The organism is Vibrio sp. D404a (assembly GCF_030248535.1).
In the GTDB taxonomy this organism is placed as follows: domain Bacteria; phylum Pseudomonadota; class Gammaproteobacteria; order Enterobacterales; family Vibrionaceae; genus Vibrio.
Window position 1 is genome coordinate 53,317 of record NZ_JAHGAJ010000001.1, and the last position, 16,913, is coordinate 70,229.

17 protein-coding genes are annotated in these 16,913 nt (G+C 45.4%); 8 read left to right on the forward strand and 9 right to left on the reverse strand.

What is annotated here, in order from left to right; genetic code table 11:
• Nucleotides 1-12: 12 nt before the first annotated feature.
• From KI655_RS00225 to KI655_RS00255, 7 genes are all read left to right on the forward strand, one after another.
• Complete coding sequence (locus tag KI655_RS00225) at nt 13-1,332, forward strand: aspartate aminotransferase family protein (RefSeq protein WP_285400710.1); 1,320 nt, start codon at nt 13-15, stop codon at nt 1,330-1,332.
• 15 nt (nt 1,333-1,347) lie between these two features.
• Complete coding sequence (locus KI655_RS00230; protein ID WP_285400711.1) at nt 1,348-2,838, forward strand: CoA-acylating methylmalonate-semialdehyde dehydrogenase; 1,491 nt, start codon at nt 1,348-1,350, stop codon at nt 2,836-2,838.
• Between the two features lie 81 nt (nt 2,839-2,919).
• Complete coding sequence (gene dctP, locus KI655_RS00235; protein WP_285400712.1) at nt 2,920-3,924, forward strand: TRAP transporter substrate-binding protein DctP; 1,005 nt, start codon at nt 2,920-2,922, stop codon at nt 3,922-3,924.
• 15 nt (nt 3,925-3,939) lie between these two features.
• The gene (locus tag KI655_RS00240; RefSeq protein WP_285400713.1) at nt 3,940-4,470 is read left to right on the forward strand and encodes a TRAP transporter small permease; all 531 of its coding nucleotides are present in this window, start codon (nt 3,940-3,942) and stop codon (nt 4,468-4,470) included.
• Complete coding sequence (locus tag KI655_RS00245; protein WP_032550772.1) at nt 4,467-5,762, forward strand: TRAP transporter large permease; 1,296 nt, start codon at nt 4,467-4,469, stop codon at nt 5,760-5,762. The genes KI655_RS00240 and KI655_RS00245 overlap by 4 nt, the downstream gene beginning before the upstream one ends.
• Before the next feature lie 352 nt (nt 5,763-6,114).
• On the forward strand, nt 6,115-6,357 hold the full coding sequence (locus KI655_RS00250; protein ID WP_285400714.1) for a type II toxin-antitoxin system Phd/YefM family antitoxin: 243 nt from the start codon (nt 6,115-6,117) through the stop codon (nt 6,355-6,357).
• Between the two features lie 6 nt (nt 6,358-6,363).
• A complete protein-coding gene (locus KI655_RS00255) occupies nt 6,364-6,660 on the forward strand; it encodes a type II toxin-antitoxin system RelE/ParE family toxin (protein WP_285400715.1) in 297 nt (98 codons plus the stop codon).
• Between the two features lie 153 nt (nt 6,661-6,813).
• Here KI655_RS00255 and KI655_RS00260 read toward each other — a convergent pair whose 3' ends face one another.
• From KI655_RS00260 to folK, 8 genes are all read right to left on the reverse strand, one after another.
• Entirely contained in the window at nt 6,814-7,296 is a 483-nt protein-coding gene (locus KI655_RS00260) for a tol-pal system YbgF family protein (RefSeq protein WP_285400716.1), read from the reverse strand.
• Nucleotides 7,297-7,503: 207 nt separating this feature from the next.
• Nucleotides 7,504-7,902 carry a MaoC family dehydratase gene (locus KI655_RS00265; RefSeq protein ID WP_032550751.1) on the reverse strand — a complete coding sequence of 133 codons (399 nt, stop codon included), beginning with the start codon at nt 7,900-7,902 and terminating at the stop codon, nt 7,504-7,506.
• Complete coding sequence (gene phaC / locus KI655_RS00270; protein WP_285400717.1) at nt 7,902-9,659, reverse strand: class I poly(R)-hydroxyalkanoic acid synthase; 1,758 nt, start codon at nt 9,657-9,659, stop codon at nt 7,902-7,904. Before phaC ends, KI655_RS00265 begins: the two co-directional genes overlap by 1 nt.
• A gap of 80 nt (nt 9,660-9,739) precedes the next feature.
• Nucleotides 9,740-10,090 (reverse strand): phasin family protein, encoded by a 351-nt coding sequence (locus tag KI655_RS00275; protein ID WP_004738385.1) that lies wholly within the window; start codon nt 10,088-10,090, stop codon nt 9,740-9,742.
• A 424-nt stretch (nt 10,091-10,514) separates the two neighbouring features.
• Nucleotides 10,515-11,231, reverse strand: coding sequence for a dihydromonapterin reductase (folM, locus tag KI655_RS00280; protein ID WP_285400718.1), 717 nt, complete (start codon nt 11,229-11,231; stop codon nt 10,515-10,517).
• The gene (gene folE, locus KI655_RS00285) at nt 11,228-11,866 is read right to left on the reverse strand and encodes a GTP cyclohydrolase I FolE (RefSeq protein ID WP_285400719.1); all 639 of its coding nucleotides are present in this window, start codon (nt 11,864-11,866) and stop codon (nt 11,228-11,230) included. Before folE ends, folM begins: the two co-directional genes overlap by 4 nt.
• Nucleotides 11,867-11,876: 10 nt before the next feature.
• The gene (gene folX, locus KI655_RS00290; RefSeq protein WP_285400720.1) at nt 11,877-12,254 is read right to left on the reverse strand and encodes a dihydroneopterin triphosphate 2'-epimerase; all 378 of its coding nucleotides are present in this window, start codon (nt 12,252-12,254) and stop codon (nt 11,877-11,879) included.
• A gap of 86 nt (nt 12,255-12,340) precedes the next feature.
• The gene (gene folK / locus KI655_RS00295) at nt 12,341-12,865 is read right to left on the reverse strand and encodes a 2-amino-4-hydroxy-6-hydroxymethyldihydropteridine diphosphokinase (RefSeq protein WP_285400721.1); all 525 of its coding nucleotides are present in this window, start codon (nt 12,863-12,865) and stop codon (nt 12,341-12,343) included.
• A gap of 320 nt (nt 12,866-13,185) precedes the next feature.
• On the opposite strand from folK, the gene KI655_RS00300 reads away from it, so the two are divergent.
• A complete protein-coding gene (locus KI655_RS00300; RefSeq protein ID WP_285400722.1) occupies nt 13,186-15,495 on the forward strand; it encodes a molybdopterin-dependent oxidoreductase in 2,310 nt (769 codons plus the stop codon).
• Between the two features lie 127 nt (nt 15,496-15,622).
• On the opposite strand, the gene gltS is transcribed toward KI655_RS00300, so the two are convergent.
• Nucleotides 15,623-16,846: a sodium/glutamate symporter gene (gltS, locus tag KI655_RS00305; RefSeq protein ID WP_285400723.1), complete on the reverse strand. Its 1,224-nt coding sequence runs from the start codon at nt 16,844-16,846 to the stop codon at nt 15,623-15,625.
• Between the last annotated feature and the right edge of the window lie 67 nt (nt 16,847-16,913).

Genomic DNA, 16,913 nt, shown 5'->3' on the forward strand with positions numbered 1-16,913 from the left:
AGGAACGTTAACATGAATGGAGCACTCACCCCGAATCAGTTGGATTCTCTCTGGATGCCGTTTACGGCAAATCGTGAGTTTAAAAGTAATCCGCGATTAATGACTTCTGCGTCAGGCTGTTACTTTACCGATCAAAACAACCGCAAGATCTACGACTCGCTGTCTGGTTTATGGACTTGTGGCTTGGGCCATAACAACCAATATATCAATGAAGCTATAACCAAACAGTTAGCCACATTAGATTACGCCCCTTCGTTTCAATTTGGTCACCCCACTGCATTTGAGTTAGCTGAACGGATTGCAGACTTGATGCCTAAAGGTTTGGATAAAGTGTTCTTTACCAATGATGGTTCAGAGTCTGTCGATACGGCTCTGAAAATGGCACGCGCATACTGGCGAAAGAAAGGTATGGCGAGCAAAACCAAATACATCGGCCGCGTAAAAGGCTATCACGGTGTGAACTTTGGTGGAGTCAGCGTCGGTGGCATCGTTGGTAACAAGGCACTTTATGGACAAGGGTTGGATACCGATCACTTATCACACACCATCATTCCCGGTAACGAGTTTCAAAAAGGGCTACCAGCTCAAGGGGCTTACTTAGCTGAGCAGCTTAATGAAATGATCGCTTTGCATGATGCCAGCAATATTGCCGCGGTGATTATTGAACCCGTTGCGGGTTCAGCGGGCGTGTTGCCACCTCCTGTGGGCTACCTGCAAAAGGTTCGAGAGATCTGTGATAAGAACAATATCCTATTGATCTTTGATGAAGTCATCTGCGCATTCGGACGAATGGGTGCTTACAGTGGCGCAGAGAAATTTGGCGTCACGCCAGACATCATGACCACAGCGAAACAGTTAACCAACGGCATTATTCCGATGGGCGCGGTGATCTGTCAAAGTGAAATCTACGACGCTTTCATGGCAAACAGTGGCGATATCAGCGCGATTGAATTCCCTCATGGTTATACCTATTCCGCATCGCCGGTTGCGTGTGCCGCAGCGATGGCCACACTCGACGAACTCGAAAATCAAAACATCATGGAGCGAGTGAATGGTCTCTCTCCTCTGTTTGAAGAGTCGGTTCACTCTCTGCGTGATCTTCCCTACATCAGCGATATCCGCAACTACGGATTAGCGGCCGGAATTACCCTGACACATAAAGATGGCTCACCTGTAAAACGGCCTTACGAAGTGGCGATGCGCATGTGGGACAAAGGGTTCTACCTACGATATGGCGGCGATACGGTTCAACTGGGCGTCCCATTTATCACCACCCCTGATGAGATTGATCGACTGGTTAATGCACTAGGCGAAAGCATTGAGAACAAATAAGACAAGGAGAAGGTAATGAACATTATTGGTCACTATATTAATGGACGCGTGGTAGAAACCAGTGAGAATTTCTTAGATGTCGACTGCCCATCAACAGGAGCAGTGGAGTCTAAGTTGGCAATGGCTGATAGAGCTTTGGTCAATGAAGTCATCACCATTGCTCAGCGAGCACAGCAAGATTGGCGTAAAACCCCACCAGCAAAACGCGCACAGGTCTTCGCTAAATTTAAAGTGTTGGTTGAAGATAACGCAGAGAAACTGTGTGAGTTGATAGGTAAAGAGCATGGCAAGATAAGCCATGACGCGATGGGGGAGCTGATCCGCGGGATTGAAAATATTGAGTATGCAGCTGGAGTCCCTGAACTGCTTAAAGGTGAATTCAGTAAAGATGTTGCAGGCCAAATTGATTCTTGGAGTCAATTTGAACCGCTTGGGGTCGTTGTAGGCATCACGCCATTTAACTTCCCGGCGATGGTGCCGCTTTGGATGTATCCGATGGCGATTGCTTGCGGCAACAGTTTTATTCTCAAACCTTCTGAACGTGTCCCTTCAGCGCAGCTATTCCTAGCGCAGCTTCTTCAGCAAGCTGGCCTGCCAGACGGTGTGTTCAATGTGATTAATGGCGACAAGCTGGTGGTAGACGCACTGCTAGAAGATCCTCGAGTGGAAGCCGTCAGCTTTGTGGGTTCAACACCGATTGCTCATTACGTTTATCAAGAAGCAGCGCGTTATGGCAAGCGATGCCAGGCATTAGGTGGTGCGAAAAACCATGCGATTGTAATGCCAGATGCCGATTTGGATAACGCTGTCGATCAACTGATTGGAGCTGCTTTTGGCTCTTCTGGCGAGCGTTGTATGGCGCTATCAGTCGCTGTTGCGGTTGGAGATGAAGTCGCAGATGCACTGATTGCCAAACTGACTGAGCAGATGCGTTCTATCAAAGTTGGCCATTATGCTGAGAAAGAGAACAGCTTTGGTGCGGTTATCAGTCAAGAGCACAAGCAACGTATCGAAGAGCATATTACGTCATCGGTTGAGCAGGGGGCTCGCCTTGTTGTCGATGGACGCAATATCGAAGTGGCTGGCTGTCAGGAAGGGTACTACGTCGGAGCGACTTTGATTGACCATGTCACCACGGAAATGACCAGCTACCAAGCGGAAATCTTTGGCCCAGTGCTGCAAGTGATTCGTGTTGAGTCAATGGATCAAGCCGTGCAAATCATCAATGACAACCTATACGGCAACGGCACGTGTCTATTTACCCGAGATGGTGAAGCGGCGCGCTACTTCAGTGACGAAATTAAAGTGGGCATGGTCGGCATTAATATCCCTCTACCTGTGCCTGTGGCGTATCACAGCTTTGGTGGTTGGAAGCAATCGCGATTTGGCGATCTGTGTATCTATGGGCCAGATGCGATTCGCTTCTACACCGATCGTAAAACCATCACTCAACGCTGGCCATCTTCCGGTGTGCGTGAAGGTATCAAGTACTCATTCCCAAGCTAAATTTCCCTAATGAGTTGTTCTAACTCATCTTTCTACCGGCTTAATTCCTTATTAAGCCGTCTTTTTGACAAGGAAGGAACTATGAAAACTAACAAGTTATTCAAGTCAGTAGCACTCGCAGCGGTCAGTTCATGTGTAGCATTTAACGCAGCCGCTGAGCGTTTCATTTTGGCGCAAGCTTATCCAAACGACCACATCTTTAACTTTGCCGCTGAGACGTTCATGCAAGAGCTTAAGGAAACAGGCTCTGACTACACACCGCAATATCACTCTGGGGGCGATCTCGGCGATTGGCAGTCTCAGTTTGAGCAAGCGGTTGATGGGGTGATCCCGATGACCATCTCATTTGGTGCGTCTGAGTTCGATAAACGCCTTGATCTGACCTGGCTCGGCTACGTTGCCGACGATTGGAACAGCGCTAAACAGATCTATGGTCTGAAAGGTGGGATGCTCGACATCTACAATGACATCTTTGCTGATATCGGCCTTCATGCTCTTGGCATCGTACCGACGGGTTTTGGCTCTATGGCAATTCGCAAAGGGGTAGGGAAAGTGCCTGTCGAGTTCCCGGAAGATACCAAAGGGTTGAAAATTCGTACGGTCGATGTACCTGTCGCGGTTGACCGTTTTGCAGACTGGGGATTCTCAGCGGTACCTATGCCCTATGGTGAGTTGTACACCTCTCTTCAACTTGGCGTGATTGATGGCCGTGGTTTTGGCCCTTCGATCGAAATCTGGCAAATGCGTGATGTACTAGAGACTTACATTCTGACCAAAGATTACTTTGAGCAAGGATTCTTTCTGGTGAACAAAGAGTGGTGGGATGACTTGTCAGACGAAGAGCGCAACAAAATGCAACAAGCGGCTGATAAAACCATGCAAGTTGTTTGGCAAAAAGCAGAACAAATTGATGCTGATTACCTTGAGAAGGTGAAAGGAGCGGGCATCAAAGTAGTCTCACTTACTGACGCGCAAATGGATAAAGCGAAGGCCAGTATTTATAGCAACGAATGGCCAAGCATGGAGAAAACGGTAGGTAAAGACATCATGGATCAAGTCTATTCCGTCTCCGGTGTTCAGAAGTAGCGATGTGAGGCAATTATGAACGACTCTCTTGCACAACGTGATGTGCCTGCTTTTTACAGCGTGTGTGATTTCTTAGAAATGTTACTTCGATTCATCATGATTAGCTCGGTTATTAGCTTGTCACTATTGATGTTCTTTCAAGTCATCCTGCGCTACGTGTTTGATTCTCCATTTACTGGTATCGAAGAAGTCGCATTGTTACTTGGGGTATGGGTTTATTTTTCAGGTATGGCCTACGCAACTAAGACGAAGGAGCATATCACAGGGGGAGTCATTCATCTTGTCGTCAACAATCCAAGAACCATCGAGCTGATTAAGCTGTTTGGATATCTTGTCTCTCTCAGCGCACTGATGTTCTTTTCTTATCTCGCTATGGAATATGTGATGAAAATTTATGACAGGGGGCGGTTAAGCACCAACCTAGCTTGGCCTCGCTGGTTGTGGTCTTCTTCGATGGTGTTTGGTTTTGTCCTTTCTTCACTCTATTTGTTACTCGATATTGGTCGTGACGTTCGCGAACTGTTTAAACCGGAGGGCAGATCATGACCTTATTTATTCTCGCAATGGCAGTCACCGTCGTGCTGCTGCTGATCGGTGTTCCTGTCGCATTTGCTTTTGGGGTAGGCGCACTACTCTTTTCTTATATCACCGGTAGTAACATCTCGTTCTTGCTGCCGCATGGTTATAACACAGTAGCCAGCTTTTCACTGTTGGCACTGCCACTGTTTATTTTTTCCGGTTTTGTGATGGCCGAAAGTGGCATCTCTGAACGTATTCTCAACTTCATTAATGCGTTTGTTGGGCGCATCAAAGGCGGTTTGGGAGCTGTGACTGTGATCAGTTGTACTCTGTTTGGCGCAATTTCAGGAAGTTCAACGGCTGCTATTGCCGCTATTGGCAAAATTATGATTCCACGAATGGTTAAAGAGGGCTACCCAGAAGGGCACGCCACTGGTTTGGTTGCTTGCTCGTCAGTATTGGCGTTGCTGATCCCACCATCCATACCTATGATTATTTTCTCAATTACCAGTGGTATTTCTGTAGGAGCAGCATTCCTCTCAACCATAGTGCCGGGGCTGTTACTCGCTCTCTGGTACTGCGTACTCAACCATTTCATCTTGAGAAATGAGCAGGGTATCCAAGTACATAAACCCAAGTCTTATAAAGCTCAGTTTCAAAATATCCAACAAACGGGAAGAAAAGCAACGTTCGCTCTTCTTATGCCGATCATTATTTTAGGCACCATATACAGTGGCTTGGCGACACCGACGGAAGCTGCCTCTATTGCTGTTGTTTACTCGGTTGTCATTGGACTCATGGTGTACAAAGGCATCAGCTTTAAACAGCTAATGGACATTACTGTCAGTTCAGTAGCGATGACGGGATCCATTATCGCGGTGTTGTTCTTTTTATTCGTCATGAGTCGCGCAATGGTATTTCAGCAAATACCGAATCAGATCGCGGATGCGTTGCTGCAGATTAGTGATAACAAATTGGTACTACTCTTATTGATCAATGTATTGTTAATGCTGATTGGCATGATAGTAGACGATATTTCCGGAAGTATTCTTGCTGCGGTTATTTTCCTGCCAATCATTAAGGCACTAGGCATCGATCCGATTCATTTTGCTGCTATCGTGGGCGTTAACTTAGGATTGGGGAACATCTCACCACCATGCGCACCTATGCTTTTCATGGCTGGGGGAGTGGCCAAGCTCTCGCTCGACAAATACATTAAGCCAACCATGAAGCTAATTCTGCTTGGACACCTGCCTATGGTGCTGATCGTAACCTTCATCCCAAGTCTTTCCTTGTACCTACCAAGCGTACTGCTTTGATAAGCTGGCATGGAACAGGTGTGAAATGGGCATAAATGCAGTTAGTATCGCAGAGCTCGTTGGGAGCTAACGTAATGCTATTTTATTGGCACGAGATATTGATATAAAAGCGCCTCCGTTTTGGGAGGCGTTTTTGCATTGCAGGTTTTAATTTTTGGTCTTTATCTGATTTTTGGATAGAAGCGAGGTAGAGGTTAAGGTCTAACACACTCGATGGGGAATTGAGTAAGCATCTTGAAACTTTGAATGCTTTGTATGTTTACCTTTCGCACAAATCGCACGATTTAATTATATTGACCATTTCATGCGATCAACTACAATCTTACTGTAAGTCCAGATGTGGAGATTGAACATGCACACACTAACAGCAAATGATGCCAAACGTAATTTTGGTGAGCTACTTCTAAGCGCCCAACGTGAGCCTGTGAAGATTAGTAAAAACAGCAAAGATGCTGTAGTTGTAATGTCTATTAAGGACTATGAAGAGCTGGAGGCGATGAAAGCTGATTACCTTAGACATTGTTTCGAGTCAGCCAAACAAGATTTGGCACAAGGTAATGAAGTTGATGGTGAAGACTTTTTAAATGCCTTATAACCCACTATGCAAAATAATAAATACAAACTGAGTAAGTTAGCTCAGGCTCATTTACGGAAAATCAAAAGCTATACCGTTAACAATTTCTCTGAGATGCAGTGGCTAAGTTACAAAGATACGTTACTAGCTGGTTTTCAAATGCTTGCTGATAACCCAGCTGTTGGTCGCAGTTGTAATGAGATATATCCAGGCGGGTTCTATTTCCCTGTAGGCAAGCATACTGCTTATTTTACAAAAGAAGATGGCTTCATTTTGGTTGTAGCTGTACTCAGCCAGTCACAACTTCCTCAGAATCACTTGTAGCCAAGAAGCCACCCTAAACTGTTGTGATATAAACGCTAATGACAAACTAGAAAGAGGCTCAAATAAAAACCATCTAATAAATGTTCTGGTTTTGCGTTTATTATGCGACTAGCTTTAAAAACTGCCTTACGCTTGTTGAGTCTGATTTTCAACTCACCACGTTCTATCAAGATCTTTAGCGTATAAAGAAATGGCACGCTGATACTCTTTAATGGCATCGCTACTTGTGGTTGATACTAAAAGTTCAAGCAGTAATGATGTTGCTTCTTTATGGCGCCCCAAGTTGTATAAGCACATTGCATAGAAAGGCTGAACTTCAACAGAGTTGGGGTACTCGCTTAGCGTTTGTTCGAAGTAGGTTAGTGCCTTCGAATACATACCTAGACTTCGATAAGTACTCGCTAGCCCAAACAAAGCATCAAACCTTTCTACCGACGATAATGAGCCTGAAAGAGAAGATAGATAGTGCTCGATCGCTTGTTGCTCTTTGCCCTCATTGTCGTACGACCAAGCAATCTGCAAGTGAGCCTTAGCAGCAAAAGTTTCATCTTTTAATAGTGTTTTAAGTAAGGCTCTCGACTCTTGGTACTTAGACTCTTTGCGTAATTCGATGGCGTGTTTGATGATACTTTCCATAGTCTTTCCTTTAGGCATAATCTGAAAGCACTTAGACAGAAAACTTCTATACGTAAACACAGGACTCTTCCGCTTAGTTCTTTGTTACCGCAATCTTACTAGAAATGAGTTTGCATGACCTGAAAGAAGCCATCCAGCAACATCCATCGATCGTTTCTTCAACCAACTAGATGCGCTGAATATGGAGCTTAACTTTTCGTTTGAGACTTAAACGGAGTACATCACCGTTGCTTCGCCATCGACTGCGACTTCACCGTTCGCGTTTAATACCTGAGTTGATATCACTGCGATGGGTTTGTCGTCGCGTACGCTAGTTACTTCCACTTTGGCGGTGACGGTTTCGCCTACAAAGATAGGGCGAACAAACTTCAAGGATTGCCCTAAATAGATGCTGCCAGCTCCGGGTACTTTTGAGGCCAATAGGCCAGAGATAAGGCTAGATGCCAGCATGCCATGTACGATTGGGCGCTCAAATTGCGTGGTTTTAGCGAAATCTTCATCTAAATGGATTGGGTTGTAGTCCTCTGAGACACTCGCAAACGCTTCGACGGTTTGTTTATCTAGGGTCTTTTCTATTGTGGCAGTTTGGCCGATTTCTGGCTTCATTATGCGGACTCCTTTTCCATTTCTACTTCTTGTGCGATGACATCTTGAATGCGCTGTTTCACGTATTCACCCGGTGCGTCGAGCTCTCCATCAAGTTCACGGGCTTCAATCATTTCAGAGAAGTTACGCTCATCAACCCAAGTTTGCCAATGCGCCCACCATGAGCCTTGATGTTTGTCGGCACTGGCAAGCCATTGAGAAGGAGCTTGGTCGTTATTGTCGTTGGTCCAGAAGCCGTATTTATTTGAGTCGGCGTGATTCATTGGCCCAGCAATGTGCCCGCTCTCGGTAAGGACAAATTTGTTGTCTCCACCTAGTAGTTTAGTGCCTTCAAAATTGCCATCCCACAGGGCGATATGATCATCAATGGCAGATAGGAAGTAGGCTGGTGACTTTACCTTACCTAAATCGATAGTCACGCCATCAATCACCAGCTCACCTTTGGCGAGTCGATTCTCTAGATAGCACTGACGTAGTAGCTGATTATGGGTCGCGGCAGTCACGTTGGTGTTGTCACAGTTCCAGTAGAGCAGGTCAAACGCCATTGGGCTTTCGCCTTTCAAGTAGTTGGAGATGTAGTAGTTCCAATACAGACTGTTTTCTCGGAGCAAACTGAATGACACCGCCATTTGGCGACCGTCCATATAACCGCGCTGGTTGTTTTGTGCTTCAATGCTGCTGATGATTGGGTCATTGATGAACACACCTAGTTCTCCGGGTTTAGTGAAGTCGAGAATGGTGGTGAGCAGAGTGACCGACTTAATACGTTGCTTGCGGCGTTTACCTGAAAGATAAGCCATGGCCGCGACTAAGGTTGTGCCACCAATGCAATAGCCAATGCCATTGACTTCGCGTTCGCCAGTAACACTTTCAATTGCATCAAGCGCGGGTAACACGCCTTGCGTAACGTAGTTGCCGAAGTCGACATCTCGCATTTGTGCGTTAGGGTTTATCCAAGAAATCATAAACACTGTATGACCTTGGCTGACCAACCATTTCACGTAAGAGGTCTCAGGGTTAACGTCCATGATGTAATACTTGTTCACGAAGGGCGGTACGATCAGTGTTGGACGTTTATAGACTTGCTTTGTGGTTGGCTTGTATTGAATCAGTTCAAACATCTCATTTTGAAACACGATCTTTCCCGGAGTCGAAGCAATGTTCTCACCTAAGGTGAATTGGTTTTTATCCGTCATGCGAATGTTGAGGATGTCGGCACTTTGCTCCAAGTCTTGACGAAATTGCTTCATTCCTTGGATAAGGTTCTCACCGTTACTGTCCATGGTCAGTTTGAGTATCTCGGGGTTGGTCGCAACAAAGTTACTTGGCGACATGGCATTGAGGTACTGGCGAGTGAAAAATGAGAGGCGAGTTTTGGTCTCGTCATCCAAACCCTCACTGTTTTCTACTGATTGCTGAATGTTGTCACAGGCGAGTTTGTAGCTCTCTTTGATGTAGCGATAAAGTGGCGTGTCGTTCCAAGAAGGGTCACGGAAGCGGCGATCGGTCTCTTTGGTTTGTTCTTGAGTACCAAGAATACAATCGTTGAGCAAATTGACTTGTTGTGTCCACCAATTCATCTGCTGCTCAACCATATTGGTTGGGTTCTGCACCATTGAGTTTGCCCACTTTGTAAAGTCTTCTGATTGGGTTTTCATCAATGTGGATTGTGTTGGCTGACCTAGGTTGTCCATCCATGCTTGCCCATATTGGGACATAAGATCCATCATACCTTCAAAGGGCGATTTATTTTCCATTCTGACATCCTTGTAAGAAGTGATGCTGAGAGATGGCGATGCTTACCGTTGAGCTTCGCCATCAACCGACAAACAATAAATTAAGCACTTTTCGCAGTTTTAACCGCAGAAGCCGTTAGCTCATCAGCGGCAGATTTAAAATCTTGACCAAGTTGGGTCAGCTTTTGGCTATCTTCCATTAGCTGCTGTGATATTTTGCTCGCGACTTCCATTTGTTTTGAGCCGTATGCAGGGATGTCCTGTGGCTGCTTTAGTGACGCAAGGCTTTGCAAAGATTCATTACCAAGCGCGCTGTATGCTTGTAGGCTATCAAGTTGAATCTTGGTCAGTGTCTCGATGTTTTTAGTCACTAGCTGATTGAAGTTGTAGAACGGGTTGGTTACAGACTCTAGCTGTGAAGTGAAGGCTTTAAAGGTTTCCTGAGTAGACATAGTTTCATTCCTTGTACTAAGCAAATTGGGGAAGTGAATGTTCACTTCTAATGCAAGTTATCGTTCGAAATGTTGCGCAACAGTTAACATATTGATCAAGATCAAAGCGAAAGTCATCCAGTTAAATGAGTGGAAAATCGCTTCAAAAATTGATGAATTTAAACATTTGTTTGAATTTTTTGTTTGAACGCTCAAACCCTAAAGAGCTAGGTGGGTTCACGCGAAGTTTAATATGAGTCGCGTTTAATACAGCGCGCGCAATTCAGGAGATGAATTGGCATAAATGTGAAGTTTGTCACGTTATGGGTTTGGTTTAACCAGAGTGGTGAGCGCGAATTGAACAAGTAGAGTGCGATATATGAGCTCTCTCACTAGAGAGTTTGAAGCTCTAGCGGGAGAGTTAATCTAGAAGGAGGCCAACCTTTTACTTCAGGTGTCTGCCACCATCAAGGTGCAAGGTTCTTCCTGTCATATAGTGACTGGCTAGGACATACTTGATGCCATCAATTATTTCTTCAAACCCGGCTTCCGCAGGAATCAGTGCTTTTTGCAGAGCTTTGGTTTTGTAGGCCTCGTCATCATGTTCATTGAACTTAATCATCGCCGGAGAGACGGTGTTTACTTTCACTTTGGGAGCCAACATGGCTGAAAACGATAGCGTTAAGTTGTTGAGCGCAGCTTTACTGGCGGCGTAAGCGATGTGTTTTTTACTGCCTTTCTCCGCAACGTAATCACTGATATGGATGATGTCTGAAGATTCGTCACCAGCCGTCAGTTGGTCTTTGAGCGTTAAATTGACAAGATAGGGCACGCTCGCGTGTACCGTCATCATCTGGTTCATGATTTGTGAGGCGTTCTCACTCGGGTTGTCTTTGTTTTCTGGTTTCCAGTCGGAGGCATTATGTATGACAGCTCGAAGTGTCCTGTACTCCTGACCAACGTAATGAAGAAAATCGTCTAGGTTGCTTTGCTGATAAAAGTCGACCTGTTGTAAGTCAGCCCCACAGTCGCGCAGCTGTTGCAGTTGGGGATAGTCGCTTCGGTAAGTTCCGATCACTTTATACCCATCTGACAAAAGTTGCTGCGTCAGTGCGAACCCCAGTCGTTTGCCCACGCCGGTAATTAGAATCGTCTCACTCATCGTAAAAACTCAGCTCTAGTTTGAGGGTTAGTTTTGAAAATACCACCCAGTGCGGTTGTCGTGGTTTCAGAGTTAGCATCCATAACGCCTCTCGATTTCACACAGTAGTGAGTGGCTTTGATGGTTACTGCAACATTTTCTGTTTCAACCAGAGTTTGTATCGCGACAAGGACTTGTTGAGTTAGACGCTCTTGAACCTGCGGGCGCTGAGCAAAAAAGCGAACAATACGATTGATTTTAGACAGCCCGAGAATCTTGGACTCAGGAATATAGGCAACCTGTGCTAAACCGTCGATGGTGATGAAATGATGCTCACACGTTGATGTTAAATCGATGTCGGATACTTTAACCATCTCATCGACCGACATTTTGTTTTCTATCACACTGATTTTTGGGAAGTTGTTGTAATCGAGCCCAGAAAATATCTCATGAACGTACATCTTGGCTATGCGGTGCGGCGTCTCAGCGAGGCTGTCATCGGTCAAATCCAATCCTAGCGTGCTAACCACTTCCGTTAAGAGACCTTTAATGCGGTTATATTTTTGGTCACTATTCATTTCGCTCTGTGTCATCGGGGTTTCAAGCCCTTTCGCGAGCAAAGCCTCTCTTACTTTTTCAGCTTCTGTGTTCAACATGGCTCACTCCTTATTGATGGTTGTCGTGGTCTGCTTCGTAGCTCAGAGTGAGCGAGACGGAGTCGGCAAAACGTAGTGCGTGAGGCTTATCAATTCTTACTTGGGCGTATCGCACCCATGAATGATCGATACAAATACCGAGGACATCGCTGGTCAACTTCTCTAAAAGCAGAAAACGTCCAGATTCGACATGGTGAATAATTTTTTTGCAGATGTTTTTGTAGTTGAGCGCATTCTCGACATCGTCTGAGAGACATAGGTTGTTTGCGGGATAGTGGATTTCTGCATTGATAACGATGTCTTGCTGCTTGGTTTTCTCTTCTTCATTAAAGCCTATGAAAGTTCGCAGTCTGAGGTTTGTAATAGTGATGATGGCGTTGTGATTCATAACAGTGTCCAGTCCTTAGAGAGTGATGTCAGTTACGTGCTTGTTTTACGAAAAGATCAATAAAGCTCAGGTGATTAAGAGTTCAATCAATATTGTTGGAGCTGTTGTGCAGGCTGAGTGAGGTTGAGCTTAAAAGGTATGGATTCGGTTTTTTGACTAGCCTTATCGAAGTTATCCCATAGCTGTTGATACGAGATGTCTAAAGTGGGGTGACGTTCTTGCGCGGCAATATCGACGAGTGGTCGAAGCACAAAAGCGTATTCGGTGATTTCACCCCTAGGCAGTTCTACTCCGTCGATGATGCCTACCAAATCGTCGTAAAGAAGGATGTCGATATCCATCGTTCTTGCCGCATACGCTTTGGTCTCACGCTGACGACCATTGTCTAATTCGATTTGACGCAGAATGTTAGCTAGTTCAGCAACTGGGATATCGCATTCGAATCCAACAACTAGGTTCAGAAAGTTGTCCCCTTCAAAGCCAACAGGTTCGCAATCGTAGAATTTAGAAACGTGCAATGGTGCAAAGTGTTCATTCAATGCATTGATAGATGCGGTGATGTGATGTTCGCGGTTAATGTTGCTTCCGATGCTGACATAAACGGTGGCCATAATGTTTTCTTCCCTTTTTAGGCAACCAGTTACGTTTCATTTTGCAGTTAAGATCAGGTGTGTCTCTTTTTAATGTCCATGGGATCAAAGAATATGAGGCTCTGTTGTAATTAAAGGCATCTTCATTGGGTCTTGTTTTTACTCGATCGGCTATTGGTTGGTAATAACGTATTCTCAAATATCCTGAATCAGGTCTGGAACAATTGTATCCCGCGAGGGTAAACTTTCAGCCAAAGCCTTCTGTTGGGCATCTATAGCAAGCGTTGCTGGTCAACATACTAGTTATTGCAGCGTTCTAATCATTTTAATTAAGTACCACTATGACGAAAAAGTACACAACCTCCAGTCACTGGGGGGCAGGGATTGCAGAGGTCAAGGACGGCAAATTAGTTCGCGTCAGTGCACATCCAATCGATACGGATCCTTCTCCTATCAATGACAACATGCACAGCTCTCTCTATGGCTCAGCCAGAATTAAGAAACCAGCTGTTCGTAAAAGCTATCTTGAGAACGGACCACAACATAAAAACAACACCAGGGGTCAAGAGCCTTTTGTAGAAGTGTCTTGGGAAACAGCCTTCGACCTGATCAGCAAAGCGGTTAAATCCACTCGTAATGAGCACGGTAATGAAGCGATATTCGGCGGCTCCTATGGTTGGGGTAGTGCGGGGCGTTTCCATCATGCTCAAAGCCAGCTGAAGCGATTCCTAACCTGTGCTGGTGGCTTTGTAAGTAGTCAAGGTAACTACAGCTACAACACGGCACTTATCTTGTTACCACATATAGTCGGTGATTTTGACAAACTAACATCGACTGCCACACGCTGGTCAACTATTGCCAAAGAGGGCGAGTTGGTTGTTATGTTTGGTGGAGTGCCACTTAAGAGCGCTCAAGTTTCTCCTGGCGGTTGTGCGCGTCATCGATTGAGAGACGAACTACTGGCATGTCGCAAAGCGGGTGTGGAGTTTATCGACATCAATCCGTGTCGTTCAGACTCTCCGGCAGAAATTGAAGCAGAATGGCTGGCAGCAGTACCGGGCTCTGATTCAGCGATCATGCTTGGACTTGCGCATACCTTGCTTGTTGAAGACCTTCATGACAGCGCATTCCTCGACAAATATACCGTTGGGTTTGATGAAGTTAAGGCGTACCTGCTTGGTGAGAAAGACGGCGTTGCTAAGACAGCAGAGTGGGCGAGTGCTCTCTCGGAAATTCCAGCTGAACGCATTAAACAACTCGCTCGCCAGATGGCAAAGTCACGCACCTTTATCTGCACAGCTGCAGGGGTTCAGAGAACGGAACATGGTGAACAGACGTTGTGGGGGACGATCACTCTAGCTTCTATGCTTGGCCAAATTGGCTTACCTGGAGGTGGCTACGCGATTGCGTATGGATCTGATGGTGGGATTGGACTGATGCATCGTCCTATTCGCTGGCCAGCATTCCCACAACGCAAAAACGACGTTGATGCTTTTATTCCGGTGGCGTGTATTTCCGATATGTTGCTCAATCCGGGGGATGAGTACCAATACAACGGTATGAACCTGACTTATCCGGATATCCGTATGGTTTGGTGGGCAGGTGGTAACCCATTCCATCACCATCAAGACATTAACCGCTTAATTGAGGCATTCCAGCAACCTGAAACCATCATCGTTAATGAGATCAACTGGACTTCAACGGCAAGGTTTGCCGATATTGTGTTACCAATAACGACAACGTTAGAGCGAGAGGATATCGGTGCTGGCTCTCGTGACAACAGCTTGATCCCAATGCCTAGAGTTGTTGAGCCTGTTGGTGAAGCTCGTGATGAGTTTGATATTTTCACAGAGATCGCAAAGCGTTTGGAAATTGAAGAGGATTTCACTCAAAACAAAACCTCACGACAATGGCTTGAGAGCATGTGGCAAAAGCTAATCCCTGAGTCGAAAAATTTAGGTGTTGAGCTTCCAGATTTTGATACGTTTTTAAATGGGGATGTTATCGAGTTTGCAGATCCTAACCCAGACACTGTATTGCTTGCAGAGTTTAGACAAGATCCAGATTTGCATCCATTGACGACACCAAGTGGTAAGATCGAGCTTTATAGCGAACGAATTGCCTCGTTTGGATACGACGATTGTCCAGGGCAGTTTACCTGGCTACCTCCGACAGAATGGTTGAAATCAAAACAAGCGGAAACCTTCCCGCTTCATATGATTTCAGGTCAGCCGAAAACTAAGCTGCATAGTCAACTCGATTCCGGTAGTTACAGCCGAAACGCTAAGATTAAAGGGCGTGAGCCTGTGATGATCAATCCGGTGGATGCGAAGGCTCGAGGAATTGAAGACGGCGATATCGTTAAGGTTTTTAATGATCGAGGGGCGTGTCTAGCTGGGGCTGTTGTTACTGAAGATATGCGAGAAAGAACCATCTATCTGTGTACTGGTTCATGGTATGACCCGAAGAATCCGAGTGAAAAAGGCAGTCTAGATAAGCATGGAAACCCGAACGTTCTGACTCACGATAAACGTACTTCGAAGCTGTCACAAAGTACTGCGGCTCATAGCGCGTTGGTCAATATAGAGAAATTCGAAGGCGACTTGCCAGAGATAACTGTATTTGACTCGCCAGAGTTGTCTGCAGAGTAACTCACTCCATTACTGACTGGGTTGTGCAGTGAAAATCTGACGATTCAAAAGAAAAGGGTAGCGAAATGCTACCCTTTGTTTTTCTTAGCCGAAGACTAGGATTGACGGGGGACCAAAACTTGGTTAATTACATCATTCTCATGAAATAAGGAATGATTAGCGCATTGGCTAAATCGATAAAGAATGCGCACACTAAAGGTACGATGATAAAGGCTTGTACTGAGTGTCCATACTTTTGGCTTACTGCTGACATGTTCGCCATTGCAGTTGGAGTTGAACCCAAAGAGATCCCTCCGAAGCCTGCACATACAACAGCGGCATCATAGGTTTTGCCCATTGAAGGAAATACGACAAAGATATTAATAATGACGGCCAGAAGTAGCTGCATACCTAATATCGCGAAGATTGGCCCTGCTAGATCAATGAGTGTCCAAAGCTGCATACTCATTAACGACATTGCTAAGAAGGTGCCCAAAGAGATGTCGGCTATTAAGGTAATAGCGGGAGATCGCGTAGGCCATTTGGTACCCGATATTCTTGGGTAAGAGTCTGGAATTACGTTGGTGATTACGATACCAGCGAACAGACAGGATACGAATAGAGGGAGTTGTAATCCTGTTTGGCTTATTAATTCATTTAATAGTGCACCAACGATGACACATAGATGAATAGCCAACACCGCATCTAAGAATTGGAACGAGGTCAACTGCTGCGTCTGACTTTCTGATGTTTCAGTTTGTACCGCAGGACTTGAATCAGAAGGCTTTAGGTTGTGTCGCTTAATCAGGCATTTTGCGATAGGACCGCCCATCAAACTGGCTAAGATAAGTCCAAATGTTGCACTCGCTATGCCAATTTCCATCGCGCTTTCTAGCCCAAATTGCTCTCCGACTTTAGGTGCCCAAGCGATAGCCGTTCCGTGACCACCAATCAAAGAGATACTGCCACTCAATAGGCCAAAGACTGGCTCTAACCCAAACATTGAAGCGACAGAAATACCGACAATGTTTTGCATGATCATAAATAAGATGGTGATAGCCAACAGAATGATCAAAGGTTTACCGCCTTTGAACAAGTCTTTCAGGCTCGAGTTGATACCAATGGTAGTAAAGAAGTAGACCAGTAAAACATCACGTGCTAGCAGATCAAACTGAACTTCAATTGAGGTCGTCGCGTAAAGAACGCCAAACAAAATGGAGGCTAAGATCCCGCCTGAAACGGGCTCAGGAATACTGAATTCTTTGAGAAAGCCGATGACTTGGTTAAGCCTTCTTCCAATAAAGAGAACCATGATACCCATGGTTACTGCAAAGAACGACCCAAGGTGTAAGATGTTGTTTTCAAATTCCATAGTGCGCCTTGTATAAATAAAATTCTGACGAGGTCTAAATAGTAATTGTCTGATCTATAAGCAATCA

Excerpts from the sequence above, each read along its gene's own strand:
- folX (WP_285400720.1), bottom strand. The coding sequence starts at position 12,254 with ATGAATCACAACGCCATCATCACTATTACAAACCTCAGACTGCGAACT.
- KI655_RS00265 (WP_032550751.1), bottom strand. The coding sequence starts at position 7,902 with ATGAAGCCAGAAATCGGCCAAACTGCCACAATAGAAAAGACCCTAGAT.
- KI655_RS00255 (WP_285400715.1), top strand. The coding sequence starts at position 6,364 with ATGCAAAATAATAAATACAAACTGAGTAAGTTAGCTCAGGCTCATTTA.
- KI655_RS00245 (WP_032550772.1), top strand. The coding sequence starts at position 4,467 with ATGACCTTATTTATTCTCGCAATGGCAGTCACCGTCGTGCTGCTGCTG.
- KI655_RS00240 (WP_285400713.1), top strand. The coding sequence starts at position 3,940 with ATGAACGACTCTCTTGCACAACGTGATGTGCCTGCTTTTTACAGCGTG.
- KI655_RS00250 (WP_285400714.1), top strand. The coding sequence starts at position 6,115 with ATGCACACACTAACAGCAAATGATGCCAAACGTAATTTTGGTGAGCTA.
- KI655_RS00300 (WP_285400722.1), top strand. The coding sequence starts at position 13,186 with ATGACGAAAAAGTACACAACCTCCAGTCACTGGGGGGCAGGGATTGCA.
- KI655_RS00275 (WP_004738385.1), bottom strand. The coding sequence starts at position 10,090 with ATGTCTACTCAGGAAACCTTTAAAGCCTTCACTTCACAGCTAGAGTCT.
- KI655_RS00225 (WP_285400710.1), top strand. The coding sequence starts at position 13 with ATGAATGGAGCACTCACCCCGAATCAGTTGGATTCTCTCTGGATGCCG.
- folM (WP_285400718.1), bottom strand. The coding sequence starts at position 11,231 with ATGAGTGAGACGATTCTAATTACCGGCGTGGGCAAACGACTGGGGTTC.
- dctP (WP_285400712.1), top strand. The coding sequence starts at position 2,920 with ATGAAAACTAACAAGTTATTCAAGTCAGTAGCACTCGCAGCGGTCAGT.
- KI655_RS00260 (WP_285400716.1), bottom strand. The coding sequence starts at position 7,296 with ATGGAAAGTATCATCAAACACGCCATCGAATTACGCAAAGAGTCTAAG.
- folK (WP_285400721.1), bottom strand. The coding sequence starts at position 12,865 with ATGGCCACCGTTTATGTCAGCATCGGAAGCAACATTAACCGCGAACAT.
- folE (WP_285400719.1), bottom strand. The coding sequence starts at position 11,866 with ATGTTGAACACAGAAGCTGAAAAAGTAAGAGAGGCTTTGCTCGCGAAA.
- gltS (WP_285400723.1), bottom strand. The coding sequence starts at position 16,846 with ATGGAATTTGAAAACAACATCTTACACCTTGGGTCGTTCTTTGCAGTA.
- phaC (WP_285400717.1), bottom strand. The coding sequence starts at position 9,659 with ATGGAAAATAAATCGCCCTTTGAAGGTATGATGGATCTTATGTCCCAA.
- KI655_RS00230 (WP_285400711.1), top strand. The coding sequence starts at position 1,348 with ATGAACATTATTGGTCACTATATTAATGGACGCGTGGTAGAAACCAGT.